20 protein-coding genes are annotated in these 23,625 nt (G+C 30.0%); 16 read left to right on the plus strand and 4 right to left on the minus strand.

The genetic code is table 11. From position 1 onward, the window contains the following. Positions 1–353 precede the first annotated feature (353 nt). Both QEJ31_RS04135 and QEJ31_RS04140 read left to right on the plus strand, forming a co-directional pair. A complete protein-coding gene (locus tag QEJ31_RS04135; RefSeq protein ID WP_280592510.1) occupies positions 354–1,079 on the plus strand; it encodes a dihydrodipicolinate reductase C-terminal domain-containing protein in 726 nt (241 codons plus the stop codon). Positions 1,080–1,232: 153 nt separating this feature from the next. Further along, complete coding sequence (locus QEJ31_RS04140; protein ID WP_280592511.1) at positions 1,233–1,838, plus strand: hypothetical protein; 606 nt, start codon at positions 1,233–1,235, stop codon at positions 1,836–1,838. On the opposite strand, the gene QEJ31_RS04145 is transcribed toward QEJ31_RS04140, so the two are convergent. Continuing rightward, on the minus strand, positions 1,835–2,479 hold the full coding sequence (locus QEJ31_RS04145; RefSeq protein WP_280592512.1) for a hypothetical protein: 645 nt from the start codon (positions 2,477–2,479) through the stop codon (positions 1,835–1,837). The two genes, QEJ31_RS04140 and QEJ31_RS04145, sit on opposite strands and share 4 nt — an antisense overlap. A gap of 155 nt (positions 2,480–2,634) precedes the next feature. Between QEJ31_RS04145 and QEJ31_RS04150 the strand changes: the two genes are divergently transcribed. The 5 genes from QEJ31_RS04150 to QEJ31_RS04170 all read left to right on the plus strand — a co-directional run bounded on the left by QEJ31_RS04150 (position 2,635) and on the right by QEJ31_RS04170 (position 8,402). Further along, positions 2,635–3,426: a hypothetical protein gene (locus QEJ31_RS04150; protein WP_280592513.1), complete on the plus strand. Its 792-nt coding sequence runs from the start codon at positions 2,635–2,637 to the stop codon at positions 3,424–3,426. A gap of 55 nt (positions 3,427–3,481) precedes the next feature. Beyond that, entirely contained in the window at positions 3,482–5,032 is a 1,551-nt protein-coding gene (locus tag QEJ31_RS04155) for a response regulator (protein WP_280592514.1), read from the plus strand. 32 nt (positions 5,033–5,064) lie between these two features. Continuing rightward, positions 5,065–5,838 (plus strand): DUF6588 family protein, encoded by a 774-nt coding sequence (locus QEJ31_RS04160; protein ID WP_280592515.1) that lies wholly within the window; start codon positions 5,065–5,067, stop codon positions 5,836–5,838. Between the two features lie 197 nt (positions 5,839–6,035). Next, a complete protein-coding gene (locus QEJ31_RS04165; protein WP_280592516.1) occupies positions 6,036–6,371 on the plus strand; it encodes a hypothetical protein in 336 nt (111 codons plus the stop codon). Positions 6,372–6,404: 33 nt separating this feature from the next. Continuing rightward, the gene (locus QEJ31_RS04170) at positions 6,405–8,402 is read left to right on the plus strand and encodes a PP2C family protein-serine/threonine phosphatase (RefSeq protein ID WP_280592517.1); all 1,998 of its coding nucleotides are present in this window, start codon (positions 6,405–6,407) and stop codon (positions 8,400–8,402) included. A gap of 2 nt (positions 8,403–8,404) precedes the next feature. Here QEJ31_RS04170 and QEJ31_RS04175 read toward each other — a convergent pair whose 3' ends face one another. Together QEJ31_RS04175 and QEJ31_RS04180 are read right to left on the minus strand one after the other, a co-directional pair. Beyond that, positions 8,405–10,345 carry an ABC-F family ATP-binding cassette domain-containing protein gene (locus tag QEJ31_RS04175; protein WP_280592518.1) on the minus strand — a complete coding sequence of 647 codons (1,941 nt, stop codon included), beginning with the start codon at positions 10,343–10,345 and terminating at the stop codon, positions 8,405–8,407. A 4-nt stretch (positions 10,346–10,349) separates the two neighbouring features. Then, complete coding sequence (locus QEJ31_RS04180; protein ID WP_280592519.1) at positions 10,350–11,246, minus strand: alpha/beta fold hydrolase; 897 nt, start codon at positions 11,244–11,246, stop codon at positions 10,350–10,352. Positions 11,247–11,381: 135 nt separating this feature from the next. On the opposite strand from QEJ31_RS04180, the gene flgG reads away from it, so the two are divergent. From flgG to QEJ31_RS04205, 5 genes are read left to right on the plus strand one after another with little or no spacing between them, the layout of a single operon-like run. Beyond that, on the plus strand, positions 11,382–12,167 hold the full coding sequence (gene flgG, locus QEJ31_RS04185) for a flagellar basal-body rod protein FlgG (protein ID WP_280592520.1): 786 nt from the start codon (positions 11,382–11,384) through the stop codon (positions 12,165–12,167). A gap of 12 nt (positions 12,168–12,179) precedes the next feature. After that, positions 12,180–12,974 carry a flagella basal body P-ring formation protein FlgA gene (locus QEJ31_RS04190; protein ID WP_280592521.1) on the plus strand — a complete coding sequence of 265 codons (795 nt, stop codon included), beginning with the start codon at positions 12,180–12,182 and terminating at the stop codon, positions 12,972–12,974. Next, positions 12,958–14,229 (plus strand): flagellar basal body L-ring protein FlgH, encoded by a 1,272-nt coding sequence (locus QEJ31_RS04195; protein ID WP_280592522.1) that lies wholly within the window; start codon positions 12,958–12,960, stop codon positions 14,227–14,229. Before QEJ31_RS04190 ends, QEJ31_RS04195 begins: the two co-directional genes overlap by 17 nt. 21 nt (positions 14,230–14,250) lie before the next feature. Beyond that, positions 14,251–15,327, plus strand: coding sequence for a flagellar basal body P-ring protein FlgI (locus QEJ31_RS04200; RefSeq protein ID WP_280592523.1), 1,077 nt, complete (start codon positions 14,251–14,253; stop codon positions 15,325–15,327). Positions 15,328–15,338: 11 nt separating this feature from the next. After that, the gene (locus tag QEJ31_RS04205; RefSeq protein ID WP_280592525.1) at positions 15,339–15,815 is read left to right on the plus strand and encodes a rod-binding protein; all 477 of its coding nucleotides are present in this window, start codon (positions 15,339–15,341) and stop codon (positions 15,813–15,815) included. A 6-nt stretch (positions 15,816–15,821) separates the two neighbouring features. Here the strand turns inward: QEJ31_RS04205 and QEJ31_RS04210 are convergent, their stop codons facing one another. After that, positions 15,822–19,355, minus strand: a complete 3,534-nt coding sequence (locus tag QEJ31_RS04210) for a hypothetical protein (RefSeq protein ID WP_280592526.1) — start codon at positions 19,353–19,355, stop codon at positions 15,822–15,824. A gap of 281 nt (positions 19,356–19,636) precedes the next feature. Here QEJ31_RS04210 and QEJ31_RS04215 point away from each other — a divergent pair, with 281 nt between their 5' ends. The 4 genes from QEJ31_RS04215 (at position 19,637) to QEJ31_RS04230 (ending at position 23,624) form a co-directional block, all read left to right on the plus strand. After that, complete coding sequence (locus QEJ31_RS04215; RefSeq protein ID WP_280592527.1) at positions 19,637–20,962, plus strand: ISKra4 family transposase; 1,326 nt, start codon at positions 19,637–19,639, stop codon at positions 20,960–20,962. A gap of 137 nt (positions 20,963–21,099) precedes the next feature. Further along, positions 21,100–22,215 carry a methyltransferase domain-containing protein gene (locus tag QEJ31_RS04220; RefSeq protein ID WP_280592528.1) on the plus strand — a complete coding sequence of 372 codons (1,116 nt, stop codon included), beginning with the start codon at positions 21,100–21,102 and terminating at the stop codon, positions 22,213–22,215. Further along, complete coding sequence (locus tag QEJ31_RS04225) at positions 22,212–22,925, plus strand: glycosyltransferase family 2 protein (protein WP_280592529.1); 714 nt, start codon at positions 22,212–22,214, stop codon at positions 22,923–22,925. Before QEJ31_RS04220 ends, QEJ31_RS04225 begins: the two co-directional genes overlap by 4 nt. Before the next feature lie 12 nt (positions 22,926–22,937). Further along, complete coding sequence (locus tag QEJ31_RS04230; RefSeq protein ID WP_280592530.1) at positions 22,938–23,624, plus strand: HAD family hydrolase; 687 nt, start codon at positions 22,938–22,940, stop codon at positions 23,622–23,624. Position 23,625: the final 1 nt, after the last annotated feature.

Consider the following 23,625-nt stretch of genomic DNA (forward strand, 5'->3'; position numbering starts at 1 on the left):
TTTATGGTAGCTTTTACTCTACCTTGACGGTTCTTTCTTTTATGAAGGAACCTTGTAACTCGTCTCTTGCGATACGAATCACTACGCTCCCGCACTCTGTTTCTGCTCTCTTCTCTTGTCAAATAACTTAACCAGTTTCAGGACTTCCACTCTCGTGGAGAACCGTCTGGTGAGTGATGTAGCTACAGAAACCAAAATATTTTGTCAAATTTTTTAATCGAAAATTTTAATTTTTTTTTTATATCATTATAAACAAATGGTTACATGAACAACAGACTTTCCTTTGAATTTTGTAGCATTCGATATAATGTTCTTAACGTTTAGTAGTGCAGTCTTAGAGTTAAGGATAAACCATGAATATTGTTTTGCTAGGTTCTAATGGAAGATTGGGTAGTCTTATACATAATCAGTTAAACGCTGAAAATATTCCCACATTCGCTCTTGCAAAAGAAATTCTTGCAACAAAAAAAGATTTTCAAAATTTTTTCAGCAATCTACCCGAAAATGCAATAATCTTGGATGTAAGTCTTCCAACAGGAACTGAACATTTAATAGAGCAGGTTAAACAACTCAATTCAGAGATTAAAAATAAATTGAAGGGTATCGTCATTGGAACTACGGGGCATACAAATGCTCAACAAGAAAAAATTAAAGATCTTTCTAAAGAAATTCCTATTTGCCTTGTTTCAAATTTCTCTAAAGGAGTTTTTCTATTTGATCAAATTTTAAACGCTAAAACATCTAATGGAATGACTGTCTGCGAATTGGCTCATTCATTAGGCTTTGATCTTGCATTGAATGAAATTCACCACACCCAAAAGAAAGATGCGCCCAGTGGAACAGCAGTTAGCCTTGCAAACACTGCGAATTTGCCTCTTGAACGAATCTCATCGACACGAGTTGGGAATGTCATAGGTGAGCACACTCTGTATTTCAGCCAAGACTCAGAGATGCTCGAAATAAAGCATTCCGCTCACAGCCGAAAATTATTTGCTTTAGGCGCAATCCAAATTTGTAAAAATATAATTGCAAAAAGCCCAAATGCAGGACTTCTCGCAAAAGAAGAATTTTTTACTTAGTAATTCTAAATATATATTCAATCTGTTGCAAAGCATAAATACCTCAATTATACCTTTGCTGGGATGAATCCCAGACATTGCAAGTATGATTAAAATTTAATACCTTAATGTAAATTTTAATTTTTTTCTTAACAAAAACTTCTTGGTTGGAACATGGATACTTTAATTTTAATTTTTCGGATACTTTTCATCATAATTGGTTCACTAACTGCAATTATTTACATTCTCTTTCAATTTTATCAGAAAGTACCAAAAGCAGCATTTAAATTAATCACAGCGGATTACTTGGTTTATTCATTAATTTCATTGATCTTTGGATTTGGAACAAATTCTTACTATGGGCTTGCCTCGTTTATTCCATTGTTACTATTAAAATATGCAGCAAATAAATCGATTGTACCTGAAAAGCTCAACGGTTCTGGATTTTGGATGGAAATCGATTGGAAAAAATTAACTCCAAGAGGATTTAATAGAAATGTTCCAAAACACATTTTAGACGAAATGAATAAAATGTTAAACAGCACCCCTAAAGATACACACTTTATAGTTCCTAGATTTTATGCAATCATTGCTGTAAAATTTATGTTGCGAAAAATGCAAAAAGAATCAAAAAATATGCCAACTAACTTTTCAGTTCAGCAACAAAATATGGGCATGGATCAAATAAATATGCTTGCAGAAAATATCTTAAATTTGGCAAAGGGAAAATCAGAAAAGAAAGATTTTAATATTGGTGTACTTAAAATAACTAGGCACTAATTTATTATTTTTGGTAAATCCATAACCCAAGAAATATTGTTATCATCTCTATTCATTCCAGCAATAAACACTGCTGGAATGCTGTCATTTTCTGAAGAAATATTTAAAATTTCTGCAAATTGCTGAACTTCATCTAGGTTTTTATGTGACTCAACCCATTCTAAGAGAGGTTTCATTGCTGTACCAACCAACACTATTTTAGGACAAAGACTTTCTTCAAAATTTCCAATTAAATCGATTAAAGAAGTAGTTAAAGTACCTGAAAATGGTTTAGATTCTTTATACTTATCTATTCTATTGTCAACACACACAGGAAGTGCTAAAGTTTTTGCCAATGTTTCTGCTGTTTTTAAAGTACGATTTTCGTTACCAGCTACTATTAATACCTCAGAATAAAATTGTAGAGAAGCTTTCATAGCGTTAGAAAAGTCGCTTTGTTGTTTAAATGAACGCCAAATAACTTCGTCGTTTAAAGACTTTGCTCTTTCTGAATAGCTTGTATTAATTGGAATTTTTAGACTTTCAGAAATAAATGTAGATATAGTTTCAGCAAAAGTTTCTGCTCCTTGCTCACCTGTCCTGCTTAAATATTCAGGAGCTCCAGCTTCTCCTTGCGTAAAAAATAAAAATAAAGCTTTCATAATGCTCCTTTCAGTAAAAGCTAGTGTAGCACTCTAATCAATACTCGCTTCACTTAAACTACTATAGTATGTTAGAAAACAATCTTTGCAAAATGTTATGATATCTTTTTGCAAAATATTAAATTGCATTAATAGTATTTCTTAGGAGTTTTAAAATGTCTGCTGATACTGACAACACTCAGAATATTGAATTTGAAAATCATTTTGCTCTAAAGGTTGTCGTAATTTACTTTCCAAATGGCTATCATATAAATAGTGAAGAAAGTTTAAATATCTTAAAAAATGCTTGGTCTAAAAATTTAAAATCTTGGCACTCACCATATACATGCTTGTTTGATTTAAGAAATTTTACAATTAATTCAGAACTGGAACTTGAATTTGAAAAACTAATTAAGTTCTTTAAAAATTTTTTCATGCGAAAAATAATTGGATTTTATGATAAAAATTCACCTTCTGTAAATGTAAGTTTCGATAAAATAGAAGGTTTTGAAGAAGCTGCATCACAAACAGGCCTTGCAAGAGCAAATTCACCAGAAAGAAAAGTAACTGATTTAAGAAGTAAAATACAATTTGATAATGATTTTAACGCACATGTAATGGAAATAAGTTTTTTATCTGAAACTGAATTAAATACTAAAGAAGATCTTGCAATATTAAAATCTAAATTACAAAATAATTTAATGTTATGGCATACTCCTTATTCTATTATTATTAACTGCCTCAATTTAAGTTTTTCAGCAGAAGCTAAAATTGAATTTAATAAAATAAATAAATTTCTGTCAGCTTTTTTCTGCAAAAAGATAGTAGGATATGCTCCAAAAGGACAGAAAGATACTTATCCATTTCTGACCTATCGCTCGCGCCATTTAGCCGCAGGTTCACTGGAAAATGAAGGCTTAGAAGCAGGAGACAAAGCAAATTGCTCTACACGTAAAATTGGCACATAGATAAATTAAAAAGTAGCTATAATTAGACATTCTATAGTTATAGGAGTCTATTTTTATGCCTACTTCAAATACTGATAAAGAAATACAAACTGCATTTGTTAAAAACGCATTACAAAAACTTCAAGAAATGAATGGAATAGCAAACGTTTTATTACGCGAAGGTGCTAAACCTGAGCTTACAGATGCTTTTTCGCGTGCTTCTAACGCATTAAAAAATTTTTCTGTTACTTGCCATCAGAATCAAGTAGCAGATTTTATAGCTGGAAAAATAGATCCTCATTTTGAAGCAATACGTCTTGAAAATGTTAAAGTAACTGATGAACTTAAACAAAACATAAAAGACAAAATGTCTCAACTGAAAGAACTTATCCAAAACATAGCGCAAGATGAAGCTATTGTTGTTCCGCAAGAGACTGAAAATATTCCTAAAGAAGATGAACAAAATTTACACTCCTTACTTTCTGCGATTGGGCAATTAAGTGTTTGGAGTTTTCATGAACTCATGAACACATTAGCAAAAGTCCAAGGTTTTACCGAAATGCTTGATGATATTTATTCGCAAATTCCAGAAGCAGCTAAAGAAAGCCGAGATAATTTAAAAACAATTCAAAATAAATTATTAGCAAATACTTCACATATGACAGGAGTTATAAATAGAATTCGTTCCTTAAGAGGCAAAACTAAAATTGTTATTAAAGAATATAATATTCGTGATGTAGTAAAAAATATTCAAGAACTCACCCAACAGCCTCCCAAAACATTAAATTGGTCATCACTGCATATACCAAGCGTGTTGGTACCTTTTGATCATATTATTTTTGAACAAATTTGGGTACATTTATGGAAATTATTAGGAGAATGGCTTCCTCCAAAAGCTAATGCGCAACCGAAATGTTTTGGAAAAATTGAGTTAAATAAAAATACTAATGATGCTAAATATAAAAACAATATTTCGCTTTATTTTTGGTATGAACCTTATAAATCTGAAACTTTTGACCCCACATCATTAACGTATAGTAAACAAACTCCACAAGCAGATTTAGCTTATGTTTATCATTTTACTTCACAAATTGCGCAAAGAATTCATTCTTCTATCAGTGCAGCTAAAGCACCTTTTGGGGGAACGGTTTTTTCTATAACTCTACCGTGCGCAGATGTTGTTTCATCAGTAAGTGAAACAGGTTATCAAGTTCCCCAACCACTTCATATTGGTAAATTGGCAGAACCAGAAAAAAATTCAAAAACAGTACTAATTATTGATGATGAAAAAGATCTTAGAACAATCTTAAGTTTAAAAGTAAATAAGATGGGATATAATGTTTTTGTCGCTGAAAATATTTCTGAAGCAATTAATTTTTTAGATAGTAAAAAAATTGATTTAATAATTTCTGATCTTTTTATTGGCCAAGAAAGTGGATTAGATTTATTAAAAACATTAACAGTATCAGACTCTAAAATTCCATTTATTTTTATCACTGGTGCAAGTGAAGATGATATTTCAAAACCAATTCTTGATATATTAGCTAAATATTCTAAAGCATTTCTAACAAAACCGATTCCGACTCAGCTTCTAAAAGAAACTCTTGATAAATTTGTCCCAAAGTAATAATATTTTTCCTAAAAATGAAAGGAATTTATATGTTAAAAATTCTTATAAATTATAAATATTTATTTATTTTTAATATTTTTTTTAATGTAACAGTATTTGCTGATAATAATATTGATTTTAAATTTACTTCATCCCAAATTCCTGATAGCGATTATGAAAACATTGTGAAGCCTTTAATTAATCCAACAAGATTTCAATTTATGTCTGCACCAATTCCATCAAGTGGAAAAATTATTCCTTTAGGAATTTCTGCAGGAGGAGGAATATCATACTTTACTCCTCCGCAATCAATGATAGATTCTTTAAATAAATATTCTGATTCAGCTAATAATTTTCCAAATAGCATTATAATTCCCAGATTTATTGGAAAAATTGGAATTCCTTTTGGAATTGATGTAGCAGTTAACTATGCTAAGGTTCCACAAAGTACTATTGAGTTTTATGGAATAGGGGGACAATTTATTTTATCTAACCCTAGAGTAATACCAATTTCTTTAGCATTAAGAGGTGGATATACTCAGATTAATGGATTTGCACCTTTTGACGCTAATAGTACTAATGCTGAACTACTTTTAGGCGTTCCTCTTCCAATTTTAAAACCCTACTTTGGAGGAGGAAGCAATTGGTCAAACGCTTCTACTACTTTCAAAATTGGAAATTCAACGTTAACAAAAAGCTCTTCATGGAACGAAATTTATGGAATTATTGGTTTTCAAATTATTACAATCTTAGCTTTAGATGTTGAAGCCCAAATCTCCCCAACTCAAACTATTTATAATGCAAAAATATCATTGGAAATTTAATTATTTTTTATAAAATATTTAATTTTATTTTCCTACAATCAATTATATTTCAATATATTTTAACATTAGGAAAATTTTGCTGCATTAAAGCTTTAAAAAGCAAACCGAAGCTTATTGGAAGTACAACCTGTTTTTTCTAGAGCAGGCTTACTGAAGGAATTCAAGAAGTATTCCTGATATGCCATGGAGGCTTTTTTATGATTTTTTTTACGTTGCAAAAAAAACTGAGGGAACTTGTAACTTCTAAATGCACTTTACTATGGCTTGAAGGAACACAACATGAAAGAGTTCTTAAGATTAAGTTATCTGGGAGTAAAATAATATTAAATTTAGCTAATGGAACAACTAAAGTAATAGCATTTGAGAAATATACATTTACTTCAGTTGGGTTGCAATTTTGGTGCCAGGGAAAACCTGGAGTTTTATATAAGTGGGAGCAGGTAGGAAATACAGAAAGTTATAATAATGAAAAAACAAAACTTGATGATAACGTTCCAGATGATGATCCAACTCCACCAGATATTGCAGCATAGTTTTTTTGATTTCTAAAGATTTTTGGAGTTTTTATGAGGCTAACGGCAAAAATTCTTTCTTGGTTACTCGCTTCGGTTGTCGTAGTGATGATCATGTTTACTAGTTTAGCTATTTATATGCTACAAAAAAATCTTGAAGAAGAGGCATTTCGTTCACATAAACTAATTTACTCTCTATTCTTACCTACAATTACTCGCTATCTTTGGGAATTCGATATTACAGGTATTAAAGAAACATTAACTAATATAATAGAAAATAATTATGCTAATAAAATTTATATTTATGATGCTGATTCAGTTCTAGTTACGTATTTATATAAAGACAAGAAAACAGGAAAGATTTCAAATATTAAAGATACTAAAATGAGTGAATCAGGTAATATTATCACACCAGAATTTAAAATGCAGTTAGATAAAAAATCTTTATCTAATGAAGAATTTTTTATCTATCAAGATAACATAATGAAAGATACCTCTAGAATTATTGGTGCTATGCTACATAAGAAAGGGACAAGCACTAGTTCATCGATTATTGGTTACTTTGTGTTAGACTATTCAACAGATAATATTGCTGTTGCAGTTCAATCTATGGTTCGAGGAGTGGTCATTTTAGCTCTTTGTGTTACCATAATGCTCGTTGTATCAATTGGATTTTTACTGAGACAATCATTGATAAATAATATTTTAAAATTAAGTCAAGCAAGCCTTGATATAACAAGGGGTACTTTTACTCGTATTGAAGAGCCAAAACGCAGCAAAGATGAAATGGTTGATTTAGTAAAAAACTTTAATATTATGATTAGTCAAATAGAAATAAATCAAGAAAATTTAAAATTACTTGCTGAAGAAGGAATTAAGATCTCTAGTAAATTTGATATTAGTGATGTTGCAATTCAAATAGCTGAATCTTTACAAAAAATTGCAAAAATTAATCTGCACATTGAAGTCTTTGTTATCTATTCTATGCTCGCTTCGGATCAAGTAGAAGGATATCATGAGATGATAAAATCAGGACAAAGAAACTTTATTCGCTTTGCAGAAGAATTAAAAGAACCACCAAATAAAAAACGCTTTGTAATAAAAGATAGTGCTGGACGTAATTGTGTTATTTTACAAATTGATGATCTAAGAGCTGTTCATCTGTTTTCCTTTACTGCAGCTCAATCAATTTATAATGCAATATTAGCTTTGCAAATCAGTATTACAAATGCTCTCGATAACATTCGTTTTGTTGCTGAACAAAAAGAACAACAAAGACTCGTCAGTGAGCAAGAAACTGCTCGCTTGGTTCAAAACAATCTCATGCCAAAATTTGAATATAGAAGAGTTGGTTTTTTTGAAATTGCAAATCATTTTGAAGCTGCAACGGAGTGTGCGGGAGATTGGTGGAATTATTATATTTTACCAAACAATAAACTCTTATTACTGCTTGGTGACGTAACAGGACATGGAACTGCAAGTGCAATTTTAACCGCAGTCGTGAAAGGATATTGTGACTCAATTCATATTCAACCAAATATTACAGCGAATGAAATTCTGGCACAATTGGATTCCGTAATTCGTTCGAGTGGTGACGGCAGCAAAGTAATGACAATGTTTTCGGCAATTTTAGACCCAAATAATGGTGTCATAGAGTTTTCAAATGCTGCGCATAATTTCCCAATGTTAATCAAAAGAAATAATGAGAAAAAATCTGTAGAAAAACTTGTCGCTCAAGGTCGTCCATTAGGCTATGAATTAGTTAACAATAAAGAAACAGAAAATCCTTATTCATACGCACTAAAAAGAATTCAACTAGAATCAGGTGATATACTATTTATTTTCTCAGATGGATTAATTGAAGCCGTTAACTCAGAAGGGGAAGAATTTAGTGAAAAAAGGCTTAAAAATGCCTTACAACGTTATTCAGAAAGTGAAGCTTCAATTATAAAAGAAAATATTATGCACGATTTTAGAGAATTTACTTCTTACAAAAAATTAGATGATGATGTTACTTTCCTTGTCTGTAAGTTCAATAAAGAAGCGGCTTGATTTTATTTCTTTACAATTTTAGCTTCAATTTCTAACCATAATTCTTCATTATCGAAAAGTTTTTTCTTATTTACTTGCAAAGATTTTTCTAATTCACTCATTTTTTTATAGTCACTAGGATCAAGCTGGTGCATTTGTGCATCGATTTCTTTTATTTTTTCAGAAATTTGATAAATTTCAAGTTCAATTTTTTCTTTTGATTTTTCCAACTTTTGAATTTCTTTTTTACTATCAATCTCATTATCTTTTGCATTATTCGTAACTTTTGTATTCTCAACGGGCTCATCAATTAATTTCGCCATTTCCATACTTCTATCAGGACTCAAAATATCTGGAAATCCTGATAAGGGAGCAAGACGTTCATAGTCTTCGAGTTTTCCTTCAAATAAAGCAAAACGCCCATCATTGGTCATGGCAAAAACATGTGTACAAATAGAATCAATAAAATTTCTGTCATGGCTGACAAATAATACGGTTCCTTCATATTCATCAATTGCATCAGCTAGTATTTCAGCGCTTGACATGTCTAAGTGGTTTGTGGGTTCATCAAGCAATAAGAAATTTGCATTTTTTAATAATAGACAGGCTAATCCAACTCTACTTTTTTCGCCACCTGAAAGAACTTTCACATATTTAAAAACATCATCACCACGAAATAAAAAGCTTCCTAAAACACTTCTTGCTTTTTTCTCACCAATATTATCAGAAACACTTAAAACATTATCTAAAATAGTTTTATTCTCGTCTAAAGTGTCTAATTGGTCTTGCGCAAAAAAAGCTAAAGAAACATTATGACCTAATGTAAATTCTCCTTCTAAAGGGTTTATTACATTTGATAATGTTTTAAGAAAAGTTGATTTTCCAATACCATTTGGACCAATAATTGCAATTTTCTGACCACGCAAAACATTTAATTCTATATGTTTTGAAAGAATAGACTGATAACCAATACTCATTTTTTCAACTTTTAAAACTTCTTTCCCACTTTGCGTTACCTTGGGTAAAGAAAAAGAAATTTCATCAACAGAATTATCTATATCAAAGCTACCTTCTACTTCTTTCATTCTTTCAAGCATTTTCATCCGGCTTTGAGCTTGTTTTGCTTTAGAAGCTTTTGCTTTAAATCTATCGACAAACCGTTGAATTTCATCTGCTCGTTTTTTATGGCGTTCATATGCTGCTGTTTCAAGTTCGAGTCGTTGCTCTCTTTGTTCAAGAAATGAATCAAAATTTCCTTTATAAGGAGTAAATTTTCCGTTGAATAAATGTAAAGTAATTGTTGATAATCTGTTTAATAAGGCTCTATCATGGGAGACAAAAAGAAGGGTTCCGGCAAAACTTTGCAAAAACTTTTCTACCCATATAAGACTTGGTAAATCTAGGTGATTTGTAGGCTCATCGAGAACCAAAAAATCTGGATCATTTAAAAAGACTTTTGCAAGCTCAAGACGCATGCGCCATCCACCTGAAAGCTGTTTAGGACTTTTATGGAGTTGATTTCCAAGAAACCCTAAGCCAACTAAAATTCCTTTCGCTCTGGCTTCAAGAGCGTAGCCTCCTGCTTCTCGAAAAGCATCTTCTATTTTTTCAAATTTTTTATGCACATCTTCGCTATAATTATTTTCCATTTCTAATAAAATAAGATCTAAATCGTGTTTTAATTTTTTTAACTTTAAAGCACCATCCATACATTCTTCTAGGACTGTATCTTTTGGATTCTGATTAGGTTCTTGGGGCAAATAACCTAAATTCATTTTAGCTGGTTTTAGAATTTGTCCATCATCAGGTTCTTCAATACTACAAAGTATATTTAGCAAAGTTGATTTACCAGCACCATTTGGTCCAACTAAAGCAATTCGCTCTCCTTCAGGAAAGTGATATGAAGACTGACTAAATAGTATTTTACTGCCATATGCTTTACTTAAGTTTTCTATTCGAATCATTTTATTATTCCAATTTTAGTTCATACTTTCTTTGGGTCCAATGAAGTAAATCTGCTAATGCTTCGTTCCGTATTGGATCAATTTCATTAAAAATTTCATGCCCAGCTCCTTGCAACACTCTTAAAGAACTATCATTATGCGAAAAATAAGGCACGCATTTTTTAGTTACATCAACTTTTACTAATTTGTCATCCTCTGCCGCAACTATTGTAACAGGGGCGCTAATTAGTCGTATTGCTTGAATTATTTTTTTTTCTTCCACAGCACCTAAAAATGTATTCCCCATGCGAGCTGTTATGGTTGTTAACCGCAGAGTATCTTCTTCAGCAGCAATATTATTTTCAGGATTATTTGATAAGTCATCTGAAGGTATGCCTATCGGAGCAGTTAATTGCGGTAAATATTTTGCCACGCTATTAGCGAGAAACTTTTTCCAACCTGGAATAGATTTTTTAATAGCATAACAAGGTGAACTTAAAAAAACGGGCGGGCAAGAATCCGCCAGATGGGCAGCGGCATAAGTGACTAAAAGAGACCCAAAACTGTGCCCCATTATTCCAAAAAAAGAATCTTTTTGTTTAGTTAAACCTAGTAATTGTTTCACGTGATTGGTCATAAAAATAACATCAAGAACCATTGCGTGTAAATTTTCAGCGTCACCCCGTTTCGGACCTGACTTTCCGTGCCCCCTTATGTCAAAGATAGCAAAGGCAAGATTTTGTGAACAAATAGCTTTTGCAACATGTGCATATCTGCCGCTGTGCTCACCAAATCCATGTACGGCAAGAACAACACCATTCAATTTTGACTCAGTAACAGTATTTTTTGACGGAGTATAAACTCTAAAAAATAATTCATTTCCATCGAAACTTTTTATGTTTTCAGCACGTTCTTGAAACATTTGTAATTACCCCTTGCTTCAAAATTTCCTATAGATTTTCAGATAGCTGCAATGTTTTCACACAACTTTTCTTCCAAAACAATTTATCCTACAAAAAGAATTTTATTCTTCTTTGGATGCTCAAAAGGAGGTCATATGCTTCGGAGTTTAAATACAGCCGCAACAGGAATGGATTCCCAGCAACGCCTAATAGATACTCTCTCGAACAATATGGCTAACGTGAACACTATTGGTTTTAAAGCAAGTAAAGCGTATTTTCATGATTTGCTCTATCAAAATATCAGAGCTCCTGGACTCCAGACTACGACAGGTGTGATAGCTCCAAGTGGAATCCAAATTGGAAATGGTTCTAAGATAGTTTCTGTAGAAAAATCGTTTGATGAAGGTGCTATTAAAATTACAAACAAAGATACAGACATGGCCATTATGGGGAAGGGTTTTTTTCGAATTCAACTATCTGATGGAACCATTGGTTACACAAGAGATGGAACTTTTAGAAGAAGTGCTGATGGTAGAATTGTTACTTCAGAAGGTCTACCACTCATCCCTGAAATTGTGATTCCACCTAATACCCTCCATTTAACTATTGGCTTAGATGGTTTGGTATCAGCAAAAGTGAGTGGTGAACAAGAACCAAGAAATTTAGGACAAATTTTGTTAGCGAATTTTATAAATCCTGCTGGATTAAATTCAATGGGTCGAAATTTGTATACAGTAACACCATCCTCAGGTGAACCTATTGTAGCAATTCCTGGAGAAAATGGAATTGGAAATATCGATCAAGGAGAACTTGAAACCAGTAACGTTAATATTGTTGAAGAAATGGTTCAACTTATTGTTGGTCAAAGAGCTTATGAACTAAACAGTAAAGTAATCAAAACTGGGGATGAAATGCTATCTTCAACTAATCAAATGAAATAATGGATAGTAAAAATGTTATCTGCGTTACCTTCTATTTATGTTGAATATAAAAATCTTGCAAAAGCAGATAGTATTGCTGAAATCCAAAAAGATCTTATTGTGCAATTCATGAAAAATTTAAAAAAAGATGACAATATCATTGTGGATAATTCTAATCACCAAAAAACAGAAAATGAAAAAGATATTAATTACATAGTTCGTTGTATACAATGTAACGTAGAAGTCGGTCATGACTATGAAATAATCCATTCATCAGTCAATAAAACAAAAAATGCTTTTACTAATCAATATGTTTTTGATCTAAGAAATGAAAAAAATCAAAAAACAACTTGGCGTCTTGAAATAACCGAAAAAAAAATAATTTTCTTTATTTCTGCTAAAAGTAATTTATTAATAAATAACATTCTAACTGATAAAGATTTAGAAATATCTCAATGCAATACTGATGATTTAAAATGCAATCCCAAAAATTATTTTTTAAATAAATCAGACGCTCAATCAAATCTAATTAAAGTAACCAATAAAAGGACAAACACACCAATTAGACAAGGAAAAGAAATTGATATACTAACTTTGTCACAGGAAATTCTTGTTCATTCAGGAGAAAAAATAAAAATTATTTATTCTCCTACAGATAACCTAACTATTCAGACTTATGGAAAATCTCTTACTAATGGTGGACTTGGTGAGACTATTCGTGTTCAAATAAGCAACTGGTTTGACAATAGTTCAGTTTCACAACCCGCTGGAATTATTGAAGGAACTGTGGTAGCTCCTGGTGAGGTTAAATATGCAGTCAAACAATAAATACCAAAAATATCAACATATTTTTGATGAAATTAATTTGCGCGAAGAAGATGGTTATGTTGAATCAAATTTAAATAAAATTTTTCATGAGTTACAAACAAAGCCACATAAATATAAAGCAAAAACGAAACAAGAAAAAAAAGATCTTTGGTTTACAACGGTAGATAAATACCTAAATTCAATAGAGTATGCAATTGACAAAGGTAACAGCACAACTAAAAAAATGTCGCACGCCCTAGATAACATCCCCGAACCAACTTCTAAAAAATTTGTTGTAAGATTTACAATACTTTTTGTTGTTCTTGCACTAATTATTTTTTTTGCCAGTTGCAACAAAGCTTCTGCGCAGATCATTCCTTCAACCCAAGATTTACCTTTGCCTTTATCTAAAGCGGTCGAATTAAATAATCAAAAAAATCAACTTTCCCAAGAAAAGGAACAAGAACGTTTCTTTATTAAACGTGAAAAAATGCAAATAAAAATGAAAGAACCAGGTTCTACTACCGGAAGCATTTGGGCTGATTCTAGCCAGCCAAAATCTCTTGCAACCGAATATCAACCAACTCGTACGGGAGAAATAGTAACAGTTAACATTCCTGAAGATCTGCAATTTAAACCGCAGGAACAAGCAGGAAACAATAATTCAAATCAAAAGTATGATCCAATAAAAACATTGAAGTTTGAAGTAGTCGGATTTGAACCCGGTGGAGATGTCTATCTGCGTGGAACAAAAAATTATGTCAGTGAATCTGGTGAACAAAAAAATATCATGATCATGGCAAAAATGCCGCAAAGAAATTTAAATAAATTTGAAATCGAGGCTAAAGATCTCACACAAGTAGCTATTACGAATAATAATAATGGAATGGTTTCAGAATATGCTGCTGCAGGTTGGGATTTAACCGTATCCAGACAACTTTCAGGATATGCTCCTGATTTAAATGCTGGCATTGCTGCGCTTGATGGCCAAAAAAAGGAGTTAGAAGTTCAACAAAAAGCTTTAAAAGATCAACAAAAATCAATCACAGAAGAAGCTGATAGATTAAAGAAAGATAGAAATAGATTAAATGCAGAAGCAGCTCAAGCTAGGCAATTACTAGATTCCGCAACAATTATGGATCCTCCTGAAGAAGATGGAAACGGAAAAGATAAGAAAGGTAACGGAGGAAATAATAAACAAAATGCAGCCAGTGGAAACAGTGGAAACTCTAGTAATAATAAAAATGCTTCTGGCCAAGGAAATGGAAAAAAGTAAGAAATAAAAAAGGAGGTTTACTTGTTAAAAATACTTAAATTAAAAATTTTTATCAGCAAACTTCTTTTTGTTACATTATTGTCTAATTCTGCTCAATGTTTTGCCCAAGAAAAAGAAGCAGGTATTCGAATTAAAGATTTAGTAGAAATTAGAGGAGTTCGAGGCAATTCACTCACTGGGTTAGGTCTTGTAGTAGGTTTACAGGGTACTGGTGACAGTAAAGCCAGTGTAGCTACAAATAAAGCAGCTGCTTCCGTCCTGAATAGACTCGGCATGAGCGTTACAGCGAACGAAGTCATAACAAAAAATACAGCCGTTGTTGCCGTTACAGCATCACTCCCTCCCTTTGCAAGAATAGGTGATAAAATTGATGTACGAATTTCTAGTATTGGAGATAGCAGCAGTTTAGAAGGTGGTACCTTATTATTAACAACCTTAACAGCAGCTGATGGACAAGTATATGCGACAGCACAAGGAAGTATAACACAGGGAACTTCAATGGCAGGAAACGAAGGAGGTGCTGGTCAACCTGCAAAAAGCTCTGCACCCAAAACTGTTTCTCTTGCTTTAAATGGTATTGTGGAAAAAGAATTTCCCGCTACTTTTATTAATAATAATAAAATAGAATTAAGTTTAATTAATGCTGATTTTACAACTGCAAGTAGAATAGCAAAAGTTCTAAATGATTATTTTAATGATTTCATAGCAGACCCTGTTAACAGTGGATTGATTTCTGTAAAACTTCCAAGAACTGTTACAAGAAATAATCCAAGCTTTAATCCTGTTACTTTTGTAGCAATTCTTGAACAATTAAAAGTCGTTCCTGATTCTGTTGCGCAAATTGTAATTAATGAAAGAACAGGAACAATTATAGCTGGAAATAATGTTATTTTAGAACCTGTTGCTATTAGCCATGGAAGACTTGAAATTATAGTTGGAAAAAAATCAAGTAAAGTAGCTGATCTTCCCTTAACAACGACTGTTGGCGAATTAGTGAGAGCCTTAAATACCTTAGGCGCAGGCCCAAAAGATGTTGTTTCTATTCTTCAGACTTTAGAAAGTTCCAAAGCCTTAAGAGCTAAAATAAAGATTTTATAAAGGAATGAGGCATGCGAATAAATTTAATGGATTCTGCTACGAAATATAATTCAAATGAACTTTCTACTAATGAAATTAGTAATGAAAAACCTCTTTCTGAATTTGAAAAGAAAAAAATTGAAAAATTAAAAGAGGCGCAAAATGTAGCAAAGGAATTTGAAAGTATCTATCTAGACATGATGATTAAAAGCATGCGCCAAACTGCAAAGCCAGAGGATGAAAGTAACGCCCATGATATTTTCCAAAGTATGCTAGATGGAGAATATTCTAAACTTATGGCTGATTCTCAAAACTTTGGTATTCGGGATCTGGTTTTAAATTGGATGAAAGAAAATGATCCCATGTTAAATCCCAATTTAAAAACTCTGAATTCAAAATCTTTAGAAAACGAAATAAAATCAACCCGTAATACAATAAACGAAATAAAAAACAATAATTACCTGAATAAATTTGCTTTAGATCAATATAAAATAGAATTAAATAAATAACTTTTTTTAATTCGCAATATAGTATCCATTAGAAGACATAACAGTACCCGATAGGTTTAATTTTTCACTCGCTAATGAAAAATTAATATCTTCAAGTTCCGCATTAGATGTCCTGTCTAAATTAATTGTTAGCTCAGTAAATGAATTGCCAAAATCTTTGGAAACAAACACTTTTTGCGTAGTCACAACAAATAGAGAATTTCCAATAACTTTGACAGATTTTATTGCACTTTCAATCAATCTTGAATTTATTTTATTGGCAGTACGATTATATATATGCAGTCCTTTATTTGTTCCGATAAATAATTTATTTTCAGTAAAATCAATTGCAGAAATTGTTAATCCATCTAATTTTATAGGCTGTTTATCAAAGTTTATTAAATCTTTTGTAAAATAAATTTCATTATTTATTGTGAAGTAAATATTATTTAAATTTGTAGAAAAATATTCAAAAGAAAAATCGTAATTTTTTACAAAATTTCCATTCTTGAATTTAAAAATGCCGCTTCTACCTTTTATGTACAATTCATTATCAAAAATAAAAAACTTCTTTAATGAAGAATCATTATAACTGATTTGTTCTAGGCGTAAAGTCGATGAATTTTCTTTATAAATAAAATTACTAGAAAGAAAATACATGTTTCCTTGATAAAAAATACCATCAAGGAAATTACTTTGATCGGTTGAATTAGAAAGCGGAAGAAGTACAGAACTAACAAGACTTAAACTTTTCTTTTTTCTAATTTCATTTTCAGAAATAATATAATAGTAATTATTTCCTTCAATTACTTTAATTAATTTTTCATTATTCTTAACAAATTTATTAAAATTTAAATCTTCATTTAGGGACAACAAAAACATGTTTTCATTTTTTATAATATAGGAATAATGGAAGAAACCTTCTAAATTATCTATAGCATTATCATTAAATGCACTACTTTTTTTAAATACACCATTTAAACCATTCGTAGAAGCATACAACCCATGGCTAGTGCTAAATAAGACATAATTATTATAAAAATAGATATTTTTTAAATTAATATTTACAGGGATATTTAAAGCAATTTTTTTAAATTTTATAGCGATATTACTTTCCCAATTTCCGACACCATCCATCTCACTATAATACAGAGATTTCTCAGTCAATAAAAACAATTTTTTATTGATAAATTTAACAGATTGAATATTTTCAACAGAAGAAAAATTGTAATCAGATTGTGAAGCGTAATGGATAACAGCTAATTTTAATGAGTTTTGTGGACTAAAAGTGGCTAATAAAATATTTTTATTAGAAAAGACTACTAAGTTATTATTCACATTTTCCAAACCCACCATTGAAAAATTAGAAAATTTATTTTGCAAATAAAAATTTAGTTTTTCCCCATTTTTAGAACAATATAATCCTCTTGAATTAACATTACTTCTAATTAATAAACAAATACTACTATTTACTTCGGTTAATGCTATAACATTATTTTCGTCAAAACTAATTTCATCATTATTTTCAGTAAAAATTGCTACTGGAATTTTTGTAAATTCATCTTTTCCAAAATTCTTCGCCACAAATAGCCCTTTTTCTTGTCCCGATTTCAAAATATATATTTTATCTTTTGCCTTAAATATTTTAAGTACAGAATTCATTTCAAGTTTTTTTGGATAAAATGAATTTAAATATTTAAAACCCATGTTTGTGGCTGCAATAATGTCATCTTGAGTAACTAAAACTCCTAAAAAACTTGATGCCCCCGTAGGATCCTTTTTAAAAAGAGGGGTTACTTCACTACTTAAACTGAATTTTTTTGTATATATCCCATTTTCTTTTGTACAATTTATCCCATTTTCTTTTGTGTTATTATTAACAAAACACATTGCAGCGATATATAAAGAGTCTCCAAACAATTTCATGTCATAAATATCATTGTTCTTAAAAGATAGATCCTCAACAAATCCATCTAAAAGAACATTTTCATAATCACTTCCAACGGCAGTTGATTTTGAGAAAAACAATCCCGAGTTTGTTCCTAAAACAACTCTTCCTTCATATGTGTACAAACTTTTTATTTCGTTTTGTGAAATATTCCTTCCAACTATTGGAATATCCGTTGCTATTTGAATAAAATTTTGACCGCCATTTTTTGAATAAAAAATATCTTTACCACGTACAGCAAAAATATTATTTTTTTCTGCAAATATGTCTTGAAAAATTCTAAAATTATATCCATTTATTTTAACAGGAATACTTTGTAAATTAATATTGTTATTATCAATACTAAAAAGGCCATTTTGCTTTGTGGCCAAATATACTTTTCTACCATTATTAGCTATACTAACAAAATCATCCACAGTTATTATTGAGTTTTTAATATTAAGTTTTTTTTCAATTTTCTTAAATACAGAAGGATTGTTTAAATCAGCAAAATATACCCCCCCTTTTTTACTTTCCTTATTATGTTTAAATGCTACGACATAAATTTTATCATTATGAACCGTAAGTCCTCTAATTTCAATTCCTTTAGGAATCCCATTTACCGCATTAAATTGACCATTTACTCCATTTTTTGATACATACAAAGATTCTTTATCCGCACTATTCACAGCTACAAAAAGTAAATTTTCGTGTTTAAAAACCCTGAATATTGATAATTCATTAAAATCATTTGAATTAGAGACTGAATTTGAATTATTGTCTAATAATAATTCTAGATCTTTCTTAAATTCTTTTGTTTCTGCTTCTGCATGTGGATATTTAAATTCTACTCCTAATGAAAAATTTCTTTTCGAAATACTCGTGTGAGGTAAAAATAATTTAGCTTGACAAGTTTCATTTACTTGCAATATTTTATTTAAGCAATTTTCATCAGTCATAAATTCATTCAAAAAATTTTCTATTTTTACAGGTGAAGTTCCATTATTTTTAAGCTCAATAGTCTCTGAATAAAATTGATTAACTTTAAATTTATTTTGTAAATTTGGGGATATTTCTAGGGAAAAAACACTACTGTAAAAATTTTTCTCATTTAATTTTTCTTCTATATTGCTGAAAATAATTTCTATATTATGAGAAATTAGCTTCTTAATTTTAAAAAAATATTGAGTACTATAATTTGTATTTAATGTATTAGTACTTCTAATTAATTGCAATATTTTAGAATCATAGTTATCAATCGGAATATCAATTCCAATTTCATTCGAAAAAGAAAATTTTTCATTATTCTTAGTATTAATTTCTAAATATATTAAATTTAAATTGCATTTTATGTCATCTTTTTTTAAAAATAATTGATTTTCTATTCCCTCTGAAAAATTGTTAATTTGCCAAATTTCATCATTTTTCCGACCAAAGCAATTAATATATTTTCCTTTTGCAATAACTTCCGAAATTTCATTATTACCAATGGAACTATAATTTTTATTTATACTTATTTTTGGGTAGATTCCTTCTTCTAATAAAATATTTTTCTCTGAATCGGAATTATTACGACAACTAGTAGAAATAATTATTGCAAAAAACAGATAAGTTAAGAAACCAAAATATTTCACAATTTTCTCCATTTTTAATTTTCTTAAATTTGAATTGCTGAAAAATTACTTATCTTTTTTTTTAAGATAAATTTTCATAACTGATTATAATAAAAATGAAATTCTTTCAATCTACAAATTTTTCTTTTTTGTAAAAAATTCTTTTAATTAGGGAGTGTTCTCCAATATTGAAGAAGATTTGATTTTTGGCATGTTTCCCGCAAAATCTGGAGAAAGCATAACATTTATTGACAAATATAATAATATTTGCTAGCATCATCTCTGCTGGGGGTGAAGAAAATATGTCTGAAAAGTTTCGAGTTATAACAGAGCTAGTAAGTAAAGATGGAATAATAATAGAGCGGAAAGAAGTATCTTCTTGCGAGTTATCTGAACCTTTAAATATAGAAGAATTAGGATATACCCATGTAGCACAAATAGAAATATTAAAAGATATTACTGAAAATAAAATACACCATCAAACAAAATTAATAAGATCTAACACAATATGCCCTTCTTGCGGAAAAACAACTAATAAACATGGTACTTTTACTTCAAATTTTCATTCTGTATTTAGTGATCATAAAGTTCAAATTCAAAGAAGAAATTGCAATTGTGGTTGGACAAATAAGTTTACGCTTGAGGGGCTATTTGGGTCTGCATTTCACCCTGATCTATTGAAATTGCAGTGTGAATTTGGTTCAGATAATAGTTTTAAGCGAGCAGAAAATCTTTTAAAAGCTCTAAATACAAGACATCGTCCAGTAAATAATCATGTTCGTATTTCAAAAACAATTGAAAAAATAGGTTCTATAATAGGAGAATTTAAGACAGAAAATCCTGTGCAAATAGAAAAACCTGCAAATATTATGGTTGCCCAGATCGATGGTGGACATATTCAGCCAAAAGACAAAGACTTACGTAGTTATGAAGTTCTTGTAGCAAAATGCTATAATTTAGAAAATCAGATAGAAAAGGATCAACATCATACTGAACTATTAAAAAGTACTTGTATAGCTTCTGCTTTATCCGATCAAGGAGAGACAATAAAAAAGCAACTTATTTATGCCGCTTTATCTGAAGGAATGACTAAAGAAACCACTGTATATGCCTTATCAGATGGAACTAAAAATTGTTGGTTTGCACTTTCTATTTTATCTGGAAAATGCTCTCAACTTATAAAAATATTGGACTGGGAACATATTGCACGTAAGTTTAAGCTTGTAGAACAAACCTTAGCAGATGAATTAAAAGATAAATTAGAAAGTGCAAACAGAAAATTATGGCATGGAAATAGCAAAGATTGCATAGAAAAACTTTTATATATCAGAAATGAATTGGGAGAAATAGAAAATAAGAAGTTAAATAATTTAACTGAATACCTTGTTAGGAATGAACATTACCTTATAAATTATGAAGAACAAAGGAATAATAATCTTCCCTATACCAGCAATGTAATTGAATCTGCTGTGGATACTCTTATAAATGAAAGACAAAAAAAGAATAAAAAAATGTCTTGGACAAGAGAAGGGGCTCATCATGTCCTTCAAATTAGAGCGTCTATTGCTAGTAAAACATGGGATATTGATTGGAAAGATGCTTTCACAGTTTTAACATCGGCTGTATAAATAATTATCTGTCATTAAATACTATGCTTTCATTCATATTGAAACTTTTTTTACTTTGCAAAATTACTAGTTTTAGATATTCTGTTAAGCGTTAAATTTTTTTAATGAATTTGATTTCTTAGTTTAAAGGATGTCTAATGAATCCGAGCTACATTTTGCGCACAAGTTGTCCTGTTTGTCAGGGTAAAGAAATAAATTTGCATTATTCAAGCCATTTTCCCATACTACCAATTTGCACAGAAAAAAAAGTTGAATTTGATATCAACATCCCCTTTGAAATAGGAATATGCAATGAATGCGGTCTCATTCAGTTAACGAAACTAGTGGAACCTTCTCTACTCTATGACAATTTCCACTCTGAAGGTCTTGGTGAAACATGGAATAATCATTATGAGGCATTTTCAAATATAATTAAAAAACTACCAGTTAGGGTAGCTTTAGAAGTAGGAGCTGGTCAGGGTAAATTAACAGAAAAATTAAAAGAAAAGTTGCATTTGACTGTAGTTGATCCTTTATATAGAGGTAATAGAAATAATATTGAAGTTTTTAGCACTATGTTTGATTCGAATATAAGCGACACTATGATGGGTAAATTTGAAATGGTTTACTCTTCCCATACTTTAGAACATTTTTATGAATTCAATGAATATTTTCAAAATTCTTTTAAAGTTTTGCAAAGTAATGGATTTTTAGTTACCGCTGTTCCAAATTTAGAATTTTCATTTAACACAGGTTATACAAATACTTTAAATACCGAACATACTTCTATTTTAAGTCTATCGCATCTTATAAATCTACATCAAAAAAACGGATTTATAATTAAAAGTATAGAATATTACAAAGATCATAGTATTTATATTACTTCTCAAAAATCAGAAAAAATAAACACAAAGATAAATTCAGTAGAATATTCTCAGGTTTTACTTGAAAATTTTATTCTTCGAATAAAAAACAAAATTGATATTATTAGAAATAGAGCTAATGATAAAAAAATTAATTATCTTTTTGGTGCGAGTAACTTTGCTCAAACATTATTTGCATTTGGTTTACAAGAAAATTATTTTTCTAATTTATTAGATAATAGTGATATTAAAGCAAAAAAAAGACTATATGGAACTAATTTAGTATCTCTTCATCCAAAAGATATTGACCTTAATTCTGCTCGAATTTTTATTAATGCAGGGACATACTCAAAAGAAATCAATATTCAGCTTAAAAAATTAAACCAAAATATTGAGACAATAATACTATGAATTTATCTATCGTAATTCCTTGTTTTAATGAAGAAAAGGCAATTCCTATTTTACTTGAAAAATATTATAATATTTCACTACTTATACCTCTGCAATTAATTCTTGTAGATAACGGCTCTACCGACAATACGAAAGGAATTATTGAAACTAAAAAATTAGATCCTAAGTTTAATTTTGTTACTTTTTTAAGAATTGAAAAGAATGTGGGTTACGGTCATGGAATTATGTTTGGAATAAAACATACTAAAACAGACTTTATTGGATTTACTCATTCAGATTTACAATGCGATCCTGATGATATATTAAAAGCATACAATAGAATTTTAGAAATTGATCCAAATGATACTAAAGTTTTAATTAAAGGAAGAAGAATAGAAAGGCGGAAAGAGGAAAAATGGATTTCAGCAAAACTTGACTCTATTGCTTCTTTTTTGTTTTTTAGAAAATTTCATGATATTAATGGACAACCAAAAGTTTTCCATCGATCACTTTTAGATTCATATATTTACTATCCAGTTGATATAACATTTGATGTATTTGTAACTTATAAAACAAAGCAACTAGGTTATCAAATAATTGATTTTCCTGTTTACTTTCATAAAAGACAATTTGGAAAATCAAGTTGGAATACTTCTGTTTTAAAACGTTGGAAAACCATTCTATCATTTTTTAAAACAATACTTTTTTTAGTATTTAAAATATATAAATAGGATCTAAAAATTATGATTTTTCAAAAAAACAAAATTAAAACAGTTGTTTTCGACCTTGACGATACATTAATTCCTTCTTCACAATTTTATCATGATTCATATCTTCTATGTGGAATTGACAGCCAAGGTGAAAATTTTAAAACAGCTAAAGAACTTGTTAAAAAAAGTTTAGGTAATAATCACACAAGCTCTCATAATAGAATTTTATACTTTAAAAAATACTTAGAACTAGAAAATAATTTCACTTCTAAAAATCTCATCTCATTAGTCACAAAGTATAATTTCTACTTAAAATTACTAATAAAAGATTTTATTGAAAAATCTAAAAGAAATCTCCTCTTTAGACAATTAAAAGAAAAATATACATTAGCAATTATTACTAATGAAACAACATTAAGTCAAATTATAAAATTAGAGGAAATTGATTCAAATGGGGAATTTTTTAGCAATATAATAACATCTGAAGAAATTGGGGTTGAGAAACCATCAGATGAAATTTATCAATATTTTTTTAAAACTTGTCAGACTCTTCCAGAAAACTGCCTATTTGTTGGAGACAACTTCACAACTGATCTCCAAAAACCAATTTTACTTGGCGCAAGTACAATACTAACTCAAGAATTTAATAATGAAAACGATGACTATCAAATTAATTGTACCAAAATAAAATCTCTAGAAGAATTAAAAGAGGTCTTATAAA

This window comes from Pigmentibacter sp. JX0631, assembly GCF_029873255.1.
In the GTDB taxonomy this organism is placed as follows: Bacteria; Bdellovibrionota_B; Oligoflexia; order Silvanigrellales; family Silvanigrellaceae; genus Silvanigrella.